The sequence below is a fragment of the Fictibacillus sp. EA-CB0309 genome (assembly GCF_055814265.1).
Genome location: NZ_CP169271.1, coordinates 213,905 through 224,398 on the forward strand (window position 1 = coordinate 213,905; position 10,494 = coordinate 224,398).

11 protein-coding genes, 1 tRNA gene and 1 pseudogene are annotated in these 10,494 nt (G+C 41.2%); 2 read left to right on the forward strand and 11 right to left on the reverse strand.

Annotation, left to right across the window (positions count from 1 at the left end):
• Window positions 1–239 precede the first annotated feature (239 nt).
• Together spoIIE and ACEWFH_RS01410 are read right to left on the reverse strand one after the other, a co-directional pair.
• A pseudogene (spoIIE, locus tag ACEWFH_RS01405) lies at window positions 240–2,740 on the reverse strand (stage II sporulation protein E).
• A gap of 305 nt (window positions 2,741–3,045) precedes the next feature.
• Window positions 3,046–3,122 (reverse strand) — tRNA-Met (locus ACEWFH_RS01410).
• 169 nt (window positions 3,123–3,291) lie between these two features.
• Here ACEWFH_RS01410 and ACEWFH_RS01415 point away from each other — a divergent pair.
• Window positions 3,292–3,477: a hypothetical protein gene (locus ACEWFH_RS01415; protein WP_473725835.1), complete on the forward strand. Its 186-nt coding sequence runs from the start codon at window positions 3,292–3,294 to the stop codon at window positions 3,475–3,477.
• Window positions 3,478–3,499: 22 nt separating this feature from the next.
• Here ACEWFH_RS01415 and ACEWFH_RS01420 read toward each other — a convergent pair whose 3' ends face one another.
• From ACEWFH_RS01420 to ACEWFH_RS01455, 8 genes are all read right to left on the reverse strand, one after another.
• Entirely contained in the window at window positions 3,500–3,943 is a 444-nt protein-coding gene (locus tag ACEWFH_RS01420; RefSeq protein ID WP_473725836.1) for a S1 domain-containing RNA-binding protein, read from the reverse strand.
• Between the two features lie 91 nt (window positions 3,944–4,034).
• Complete coding sequence (locus tag ACEWFH_RS01425; RefSeq protein WP_473725837.1) at window positions 4,035–4,328, reverse strand: FtsB family cell division protein; 294 nt, start codon at window positions 4,326–4,328, stop codon at window positions 4,035–4,037.
• Between the two features lie 84 nt (window positions 4,329–4,412).
• The gene (gene yabQ, locus ACEWFH_RS01430; RefSeq protein WP_473725838.1) at window positions 4,413–5,012 is read right to left on the reverse strand and encodes a spore cortex biosynthesis protein YabQ; all 600 of its coding nucleotides are present in this window, start codon (window positions 5,010–5,012) and stop codon (window positions 4,413–4,415) included.
• Complete coding sequence (yabP, locus tag ACEWFH_RS01435; RefSeq protein WP_473725839.1) at window positions 5,009–5,317, reverse strand: sporulation protein YabP; 309 nt, start codon at window positions 5,315–5,317, stop codon at window positions 5,009–5,011. Before yabP ends, yabQ begins: the two co-directional genes overlap by 4 nt.
• Before the next feature lie 251 nt (window positions 5,318–5,568).
• Window positions 5,569–5,835 (reverse strand): RNA-binding S4 domain-containing protein, encoded by a 267-nt coding sequence (locus tag ACEWFH_RS01440; RefSeq protein WP_066238169.1) that lies wholly within the window; start codon window positions 5,833–5,835, stop codon window positions 5,569–5,571.
• Between the two features lie 2 nt (window positions 5,836–5,837).
• The gene (locus tag ACEWFH_RS01445; protein WP_066238167.1) at window positions 5,838–6,110 is read right to left on the reverse strand and encodes an HU family DNA-binding protein; all 273 of its coding nucleotides are present in this window, start codon (window positions 6,108–6,110) and stop codon (window positions 5,838–5,840) included.
• A 126-nt stretch (window positions 6,111–6,236) separates the two neighbouring features.
• A complete protein-coding gene (gene yabN / locus ACEWFH_RS01450; protein WP_473727182.1) occupies window positions 6,237–7,676 on the reverse strand; it encodes a bifunctional methyltransferase/pyrophosphohydrolase YabN in 1,440 nt (479 codons plus the stop codon).
• Window positions 7,676–9,262 carry a putative polysaccharide biosynthesis protein gene (locus ACEWFH_RS01455; RefSeq protein WP_473725840.1) on the reverse strand — a complete coding sequence of 529 codons (1,587 nt, stop codon included), beginning with the start codon at window positions 9,260–9,262 and terminating at the stop codon, window positions 7,676–7,678. The genes yabN and ACEWFH_RS01455 overlap by 1 nt, the downstream gene beginning before the upstream one ends.
• Window positions 9,263–9,689: 427 nt before the next feature.
• On the opposite strand from ACEWFH_RS01455, the gene ACEWFH_RS01460 reads away from it, so the two are divergent.
• Window positions 9,690–9,851 (forward strand): hypothetical protein, encoded by a 162-nt coding sequence (locus tag ACEWFH_RS01460; RefSeq protein ID WP_473725841.1) that lies wholly within the window; start codon window positions 9,690–9,692, stop codon window positions 9,849–9,851.
• A gap of 85 nt (window positions 9,852–9,936) precedes the next feature.
• Here ACEWFH_RS01460 and spoVT read toward each other — a convergent pair whose 3' ends face one another.
• Complete coding sequence (gene spoVT / locus ACEWFH_RS01465; protein ID WP_289497545.1) at window positions 9,937–10,473, reverse strand: stage V sporulation protein T; 537 nt, start codon at window positions 10,471–10,473, stop codon at window positions 9,937–9,939.
• Window positions 10,474–10,494 lie beyond the last annotated feature (21 nt).

The following is a 10,494-nucleotide window of genomic DNA, read 5'->3' on the forward strand; positions in this document are numbered from 1 at the left end:
CTCTCGCGTACGATTTTTAACTATTACCATCATCGTCAAGAAAGAAAAGGTTTATACGCTAAAAAAGCCTGCGGATACAAACAAAGACTAATAGATCGAGAATAAGAATACTGTCCACTTTTTGAATTTTACTGTCCACTTCTGGAAAAATACTGTCCACTTGCATCTACTAGCTGGAGTTTCAGAAAAGAACAAACAAAAAGCCACTCTTTTTTATATAAAAGAGCGGCCTCTTATTCTCATAAACTATTGAGCTTTTTGCGGCTGATGTTTACTTTAGGATAATGAGGGACTGTTGCCCACTTCGGAATGTTTTTTTCAATCTTTGTCACAGCAACCGTCATATCGTCCTCGATTCCGTTATTACCGGACCGGATGACCTCTTCCATAATCAAATCTGCTATTTCTTGAGGATCATCAGTATCGATCTCCCTGATCTTGCGCTTCAGCCACGCATCAATGTTTTCGATATGACGAGGAGCTTCATAGATGCCGTCACTCATCATGATCAAGATATCCCCTGCTTTTAACTGCTCATCAACAACGTCCACATCAAAGTCCTGAATGATTCCCATCGGCAGGTTGCTCGCTTCAACCGTCTTCACCTGATCACCGCGTTTAATAAAACTTGGCGTGGATCCGATCTTCAAAAACTTTGCAGATGCATCTTGCAGATCAATCATCGCAAGATCCAATGTTGAGAAAATTTCGTCTGTCGTACGCAAAGAGAGTACCGAGTTGACTGACTTAATGGCGACTTCCTCTTCAATTCCAGATTGAAGGATCTTTTGAAGCAGCTGCAGCGTCTCATTGCTTTCGATAAAAGCTCGTTCCCCATTACCCATACCATCTGCGATCGCAACCGCAAATTTCCCAGCACCGATCTCGATCGTCGAATGACTATCTCCGGAAAGCCACGCTCCCCTTTGGCGGCTGATGCGATTCCGGTTTCAACAACAAATTCTCTAGCCGAATGAAACGATAGATGACAGTAACCTGTTGCGTAATTCGCACACTCTTCATGCGTAACAAGAATCGTTTCTTCTAAAATATCAGAAAGGATTGGTGCAATCAGTTTTTCAGCGATCCCTGACCCTCCGCAATACGGAATGGTCATTTCAATATCAACATTAGACGTTTCTAGGCTGTAAATGTCTACATGGCCCACATCGATACCTGCTTGAGAAAGAGAATCTTTAATCTGCTCTTCTTGAATTTGATGGTTCTCTTGTTCACGCTGAATCTCTTTTGCAAAGTCACCCATCACTTGTGAAACACCCATTAGCTGATCAGCCACTAAACGGCGGCTTTCTTGCACTTGAATCTTTAATTTTTGGGAAGCTCTATATTGGGTTAGCTCTTGCTTCATTAAGTCGGTTATCTTTTCAGGCTTGATGCAGTGCCTTTCCCAATCGCGCTTTAACTTTCTGTCCTTGATATCACTGTAATCCTCTTGCTCCACCATTAATCTTGTCATAAGATCGTAAGTCGTTGTAAAATTCTGAGCCCAGCACTGTTCCTTTTTAAAACACGTCTGGCACGTCTTTTCGGTAATATTGCTTAAGAAGAGATCTACTTCACGTGAGCTCTCTTCTTCATTAAGCGAAGAGCCTACTGATTGAAACGAATGCGAGAGCGCTTGAAAAAGGCTTGAAAACCGTTCAACACGGCTTGCGGTAACATCCCGGATCTTTTTCAAATATTGCTGCTGTTGCATCGAATGTTCTCGTGTACCCGGGACATACTTCGAGATGTTGCTGATTGCGGTCTTCGGTGTTAATAGGAAAAGCAGAACAGCAAAGCCCGATTCCATCAGTGTTGATGTGATCTCAGCCCGCCCCTCACCATACAGACCGATCAGCACGGTACCGATAATCAGCCCTAAGCTGACACCGAACCGCTTCCCTTCTTTTAAAAGACCACCAAGCAAACCTGAAAACGCTAAGAGGCTCATCTGAGACAAACTCGCCACTTGCGCGAGACTAAGGATAAGTCCTGTCACAACCCCAACAGTTGATCCAATCGCTGCCCCTCCTACAAACGCGAACAGCAATACTAAATAACGCGAGACAACATGTTCTACCGAAACATCATTGATCTGCCAGCCGATCGTTCCTGTCATCACGGATGCGAGCAGAATCATCAAGCATACGATTTCTTCATTTTTTAAAGATTGAGGAATCTTTTTATTCGTTAAAAGCGGTATGCTTTGAAGAAAGATTAACGTTAGGACTAAGCTTAGTCCCCCTTCTACAAGCGCAAGCATCGTATCAACCCGCTCTAATCCACCCTCACCAAAAATAGAAAATAATGTACGTGTTATTAAGGAGGAGCTAAAAACTAAAAGAGGCAAGCTTTGTATGCGGTTCTTTATGAAAAGATCTGTCCCTTTTTGGAGACTTGCATATACCAGCAAGGCACTTATAAAGAATAAGGCATTCATCGGCTGAAGGGACATCGCTCCTGCCATTACAGCAAAGACAGCAATGCCTGTCCGCTCTTTTCGCAAAACAAAGACACTGGCTGCAAAAGGTAAAGCGAATGGAGACATCTCAGCCAAAATCATAGCTCGTCCTAACAAAAAGCCAATTCCAAACAACAGCATTCTCCAATTAAAAATGCTCTGGTTCAAAAGCTGAAGCCATCTCTTACTCGTTTTATAAACCGCTTGCTGACCTTTTTCTACCCACACCATTCCCCTGATCGGTTCGAGTACTTCTTGTTCAACCTTCTGCCACATCCCATACACCACCCGTTTCCAATTTGTGTAACCATTATAAACAGGTTTAGAACAAAGATTTTGTCAAAAGAGCAATGTTGGTTCAAAAAACTTCTCGACGGACTTCACCACTATTTCACGAAAGTAAAGCAAAAGAGGACACCATTCGTACAAAAAAGAAAAAGGGATTATGATTTTTAAAGAGATTTAGGAGAATTATGAAGAAAAATAAAAGGAATTAATTAAGGAGCGGCATTTCTAAATATAAAAAAAGAGCATCCCATAGGAATACTCTTGTATGTTTGTATGTAGATGTCAAATAAAAATGGTAGCGGCGGAGGGAGTCGAACCCACGACCTCACGGGTATGAACCGTACGCTCTAGCCAGCTGAGCTACACCGCCATTTGTAAAAGACACAAGTAGTATATTACATCTATCCGGGCACCCTGTCAACGGTTCTTTAGAAATTTGTCGAAAAAGTTTTTTGTAAGGTGATTTGCTATCATCTTATAATGTGTTGTTTTAATTCGTTTGTGACTTTTCTTCACTGACAAGTTGATTGGAGTGGAGGGTGCGAGACTCCTGCGGGACAGGCGGGCAGGTGAGACACTTAAAAGTAAAACGTACGAATGTGGCTCACCGCCTGCCCCGCGGAAAGCGAGCACCTGAAACGGAAATCAACCACTTTCAACATCCTGCAAAAACCACCAAAACAAAAAGCACCCTAATGAATAGGATGCCTGCCATATATAGATGAATGAGCATTAAAAATGCAACAATTATCCTCTTCGGCCGCCGCGGCCACCTCTTTTTGATTCGGTACTACGCTTTAAAGTAGTGAGTCGGTCTTCACTATCTTTTAGGAATTTATTCATCTTATCCTCAAAAGACAATGCAGTAGAATGGTTGTTTCCACCTCGGTTAGGACCTTTGCGTGACTTGTTAAATCCGCCTCTAGAAGGGGCTGGTCTACTAGCAGAAGCAACATTTTCTTTTGCTTTCTTAATAGACAATCCAATCTTTCCGTCCTTTTCGACGCTCATAACCTTAACTTCGACTTGATCACCAACTTTAAGAAATTCGTTGATGTCCTTCACGTAATTATCCGCAACTTCGCTAATATGCACGAGTCCTGTTGTACCCCCTGGCAGCTCAACAAACGCTCCAAAATGAGTAATCCCAGTAACTTTACCTTGCAACTTGCTGCCTACTTCAATTGACATGCAAAAAATGCTCCTCCTTAAAAAATCTCCTAAGATATCAATACTTATTATACAATCGAAAAAATCTGCGTGTCAATCTACGCTTAATGCTTTATTCTGGAAGTTTAAAGATTGTTTCACCAGGCTTTGACATAAAAAAGTCGCGTCTGGCGATTTCTCCAATGTATTCTTCGTCTTTTAGTTTATTCACTTCATCTTTAAGTTGTGCCTTTTCTTCCAATAGAGCTTTGTATTCATCACTTAACTCTTGTTGTTCCATCTGTTTTTCATTTAAAAGAGAAAGCTGTTCTGCAATACCCGTAATAATTAAAAAAGCAAAAAAGGAAAATACGATAAAGGCCCCCGTTAAGCGCCGGTACAAACCACGCTTACGTTTAGCGATCACCTTCTCATGGCGCTCTTTATTCTGGATGTATTGTGAGTGAATCTCTGTAATTTTTTTGGCGCATTTGTTCGCTGTTCCCCTCCTTTACTTCTTTTTTCCCTTCCAATTGCTGACTTTATTCTTCGCTGAAATCAAAAAACCTGCAAATTTTAAATATTTCTCCTTTAAATTATACCATTTTTGCTTAGGGATGAAACGCCATATGAGCCGTCCAACCCACTTAAAAGGAGAAAAAAGAATCATGAAAAGTACCATTGCTATTTTCCGCAAGATGTTTAATACATATAAAAGAATAGCGGATATGAGCATAATTAACCATTTTATCGGCATAACGATTAAAGAGTTAAGCAGACGGTATATAAATCGGAAAAGGGATACGACAGCTGTAACCATCCACTCAAGTATCTTCTTATAGATTCGTTCAAAAAGTGCCCGGTACGCCGCATAACCACAAATGAGAGCAATAAAAATATAGAATCGAATTTCCGCGTGGTTCACATGAAGAAGGACATAAAAGACCAGCAAAGCCTGTACCAGCCAAAATAGCAGATCGTTCAAAAAGTGAAGCCAGTGCCACTTTCTCTTTTCATGGATGAACCGGCTGTACGTATCGACAGCCATGCCGATCCAGATTCCCATGAATACCATAGAAAGCATGGTTTGAAACTGAACGGTTAGGGTCATTTGAACAATTTGCTGAAGAAGCCTTTATTCTTTTCGCCGGTCTGCTGGTCCAGGTACACAAGATCGAACACTTTGCCTTCAATATTCACAACACCTGATTCAACATCAAGATTCTTCATCTTCAAGTTTGTTCCGCGTATGGCTAAAAAGCCCATTGTTGTCTCAAGCAAAAACTCTTCATTATCGAAACTTTCTACTTGTTTAACTCCAGTAATCTCTAAATTCTTTCTGCCGATCATTCTTACATCGTGGTTTGGTGTGCTCACTTTTTGATTATATCCATTCAGATCGTATCGTTGGTCCATACATTCCCCTCCTCTATTCCATACAAATCTATGAAGGAGCTTAATGGAATAGAACAAGCTGTATAGAATTGCTGAATATCTTGGAGCAACCATTAATGTGTTTTTGTCGAGAATTGTTAACTCGCGGATAAATTCTAGTTTTTTATGGACTGACAGCATTTTCTCGTTGATTCATAGTCGAAACTTGTGGATTAAACTTAACCGACAGCTAACAGCACAAAGAAAAAAGAACCTGAAAAAATTCAGGTTCTTTACTCAGTCGTTTCGATGCGGTTTTCTTCGAGGACGGTGTACATGTTGTCCGCGTCCTCTTTTTTGGTCGTATCTTTAAGCTCGTTGATTTTTACTTTTACAAGCTTTTGGCCAAAACGAATCGTAAGCTCGTCCCCAACTTTTACATCAGAAGACGCTTTAGCCTGCAATCCGTTAATGGAGATACGGCCCTGATCTGAAATCTCCTTTGCCACGGTTCTCCGTTTGATCAGGCGGGAGACTTTCAGAAACTTATCTAAGCGCATGCTTACTTAACAGCTTCTTTCAGCTTGTTTCCTGCTTTAAACGCTGGAACTGTAGCAGCTGGGATTTGAATTTCTTTCCCTGTTTGAGGGTTGCGGCCAGTACGGCTAGAACGCTCGCGAGTTTCAAAAGTTCCAAATCCAACAAACTGTACTTTGTCTCCGTCTTTTAGAGCAGAAGTGATTTCATCGATTACGCCATTAACGACTGTTTCTACGTCTTTCTTTGTAAGTCCTGACTTTTCTGAGATATTTGTTACCAATTCATTTTTGTTCATTTTTAATTACCTCCTAAGTTTTCTACCACATAATTCGGTAGAAACCCCTTATAATTAAGGGTTTCTTAATATTTCTCGAGAAAATATTCTCTATTTTTCACTATAATCCTTCTTTGTAGAAAAAAATTATTTTGCCTCGTTCCAAAGACGGTCCATTTCTTCTAGCGTTACGTCATCGAACGATAGACTTTGTTCCTTTAAAGCATGCTCGATATAGTTGAATCGCTGTCTAAACTTTCGATTAGTCTCATTCAGTGCCTCTTCAGGGTCAATTTTGTAAAAACGCGCTAAGTTCACCACTGAAAACAACAAATCACCAAGCTCTTTTTGTTGTTCATCACCTTCTGCTTCTTGAAACTCTTTTAATTCTTCTAGGATCTTGTCGTAGACAGGCCCCGATTCTTTCCAATCGAAACCAACTTTAGCAGCCTTTTTTTGATAAAGAAATGCTTTTTGAATGGCCGGAATTCCTTTTGGAACTCCGTCGAGCAGTGACTCTCTGTCTTCTTTCCCTGCTTCTTGTGCTTTAATTGCGTCCCAGTTTGCCACTACTTCGTCTGCATCTTCTGCCGAAACGTCACTAAATACATGCGGATGGCGGCGAATCATCTTTTCAGTTAAAACAGCAATAACGTCGTCTATGGCAAAGAATCCTTCATCTTCACCAATTTGTGCATGAAGAAGCACTTGAAGTAATACATCTCCCAGTTCTTCTGCAAGTGCTTCATCGTCTTCTTCGTCTATCGCATCAAGCACTTCATAAGCCTCTTCAATCAAGTACTTTTTCAGTGAAACATGCGTTTGCTTTTGATCCCACGGGCAACCGCCAGGTCCACGAAGGCGAGCGATAACGTCTCTTAAGAACGAAAAGTCTCTGTACAAAAGCTCTTCTTCTTTTACAGGAGGAACGTAAACGGCTGTTAAATTGTTTAACGTGACAGACTGGTCCAGTTCATACAGCGGAACTCTTTTTATGGACTCATCCGAGCTGCCTGTTGCGGTAACGACTACTACTTCATAATCATCCGGGTATTTTTCCATTAACGTCAGCTTCACTTCTGATGCGATAAAGCTATCATACACTTGTACAATCACAAGATGGTGACGAACCTGGATCTCATCTTTCTTTAGTGACGTACCATCAAGAATCTGGCACCCTTCTATCGGATCGATTTTAAGCGCGGTGTACATTTCATCGAGAAAACTTTTGCCTCCTGCAACTGTTACCTCAATCCCTTTGCTTTGTGCCTGGTGCAATAGAATCTGGACGGCTTGTTCCGCAACGAGTGGATGGCCGGGTACAGCATACAATACATGCTCTGTTTCGGCTGCATTGAACAGGGTTTCGGCAATTTCCTCATAAACAGGCTCAAACCGATCGTGCTTTTCATAAATCTCATCGAATGCAATGAATGACTTTCCTTGTTTCATAAGTTCTTTTACAGCAGGGTGATGAATCGTACGCACATAGACCCTTTCAGCTGACTCAAGCATCCGGTAGATGCCAAGCGTCATCTGATCAAGATCTCCGGCACCTAGGCCGATGATAGTAATCTTCTTCGTCATCATGGTCTCCTTTTTTTAAGACGTTTAAACAGTTTTCTAAATAAACTAACAGATTGAAACACCGAGTCCCATTCTGCTTGAGAAAAAACGTTCAGCTTAAAAATGCTGATCAAATAGATCGCTGCTCCTATTATAGATGAGCTGATGCTGATCAGCATCGAATGAAAACGTGTGTTAGCAGTAAATAAAAAGTGTTCAGCAACAAAGACCCAAACCAAGGCTCCAATGGCCATGAAACTTATGGAGATTATGTAAGAAAGCATCTTTGTTTTTTTGCTGCCATTTAGGAAATTTGTTGCTGACTGAAGCTTAACTAGTTGAGTAACCGCTGCTGCAAAGGTAGCGAATACCGTTGAAAGCGCAGCGCCTTCCATGCCCATTAACGGAATAAGCATAAAGTTTCCCGCTACTTTTACAGCCACCGCTAAAAGTACAGTAAATGCCGCAAAACGTCCATGACCAATTCCTTGTAAAAGTCCTGTGGTCGTATAAATGATGGACACAAATATAATCGATATACAAAGAATAGCGAGAGCACGCGAGCCATCGTCATTTTTAAACAGCATAACATTAAGATGCTTCATAATACAGATTATCCCCACCGCTGCTGCTCCACCGAAAACGATAGAAATCTTAACGGAGAGTTTAGAAAGAGACTGGATTTCTGCCTTTTTCTTTTCCGTAACTAACGACGCCATTTCGGGAACAACAGCTAGTGCTACCGAAGCTGCCGCTACGGTTCCTACTTGAAGAAGAGGTTGGCCACGGTCGAAAACACCTTTCAATATCTTGGCATCATATGACTCCATGCCGCTACCTACCCATACGTTCACAAAAAGAAAAGAATCCACTAGCTGCATCAAAGCTAGTATGAGCGCACTTAAAGACAGGTAGATGCTTGTTTTGAGCAGTTCTGCCGCGTAAAGAAACCGAATTTCCGCTTGAGGGTTGTATGCATTCGCAAAACCCTTTTTCCAAAAAAATAAAAGAAATAATCCTGAAGCAAGAGCTCCAATCACTGAACCTGACAGTGCCGCTGCACCCGTTTCATAACTGGTGTAGCCTTTTGAAACAAAATAATAAGATAATAGTAAAATGCCAGATACTCTAATTGTCTGCTCGATCAATTGTGAAACAGCTGTTAACTGCATATCGCCGTATCCTTGATAAGTACCTCTTAAGAATGCAGCAAGCGGAATAAACAAAAAGAGGACCGCAATCACTTTTATTGGCAATTGGAGATTGTAGTCTCCCATCCATCCTGCGATAAAAGGTGCTGTAAAAAATAAAAAAACAAATGAAAACACACCTAACGTAAAGGATGTCCATATAGATGTTTTAATAAGATGATCATTGTTGTTTTTCTCTGAAACGATCATTTTTGACAATGCCATCGGAAATCCTGTAAAAGCAATAGCTGCTGCTATGGCGTAAAACGGATACGCTTGTTGAAATACATAAAAGCCGAAATCGCCCGTCATGTTCTGATAGGGAATGCGATATACGACACTTAGTAATTTTACGATGATTGCTGCTGCAGTCAGCAGCAATGCACCTTCCCATACGGAATATTTCTTAGAATTCATAGAATACCTCGATATTGCAAATTGTTTATTTCCCGGGACGACACATGTCGACACGTTTTGTAATTCATCTATCATAATTCAAGGTATTATACCATAGTCAGGCTGTATCGCCCGGCGATATGCGACCTATATTAAGCATTTGAATATAGGTTCTTCTCTAAGATTGTTGCTATGGTTCATTCGCTTCATTAATAAATCGATCGCCTTGAGTGTAAGGTGCGAAACTACTGCTAGGATCATTAAGACTTCCACTACCTCCATATCGCTTTTGCTTTACTTGCAGATGCAGGAGTACCTGTAACCTGTAGCGGAAAAAGGAAGCTTTTTAAGTAGCAACAATGATTACTAAAAGAATTTAATCAAGTGTTAGTTGTTTTTAACTTATTTTATTTCATTTTCTTCATTGACAAGTTGATTGGAGTGTAAGGTGCGAGACTCCTCGAAAATGAAAACCACATTTTCTTCGTGCGATGCGTCGCTGCCGAAGCCTTCCTTGTCCTGCGGGACAGGCTGGCTGGTGAGACACTTAAAAGTGAAACGTTACGAATGTGGCTCACCGCCTGCCCCGCGGAAAGCGAAGCACCTGTAACGGAAATCAACAACTTTCAAAGTCAGCAGGATTTTCTTAAAAATTAAACAACAAAAAAAGAAAGAGCATAATAGCCCTTCCTCCTCTATTGCTCCATCTGCCTCGCTAAAAATCCAGCAGCAGTTTCAGCAAGTTTTTGCTCAAGTTCTGTTAGCTTTTTTCCTTCTTTTCCAACCATCACAACTGCTCCGATCGGATCTCCACCTGCGATGATAGGTGCTATAACATGAGAAGTATTTTCTTTAATCCCATCAATTAGCTCGGCTTCGGCTCCATTGGATTCAACCAGCGTCTTCCGGTCACTCATGGACGACTCCACTACTTTACCGATGCTTTTATTGTGATAATCTTTCTTGGATCCGCCAGCTACCGCAATATATGTATCACGGTCAGCAATTAACACAACATGACCTGTACTGTCTGCAAGGCTTTCTGCGTATTCTTTTGCAAAATCGCCTAACTCATTAATTGGAGAGTATTTCTTTAAAATAACCTCTCCATCTCTGTCTACAAAAATCTCAAGCGGGTCTCCCTCGCGAATCCGAAGTGTTCTGCGGATTTCCTTTGGAATAACTACGCGCCCAAGGTCATCAATACGTCGAACGATACCTGTGGCTTTCATATAGATAATGCCCTCTCTTTC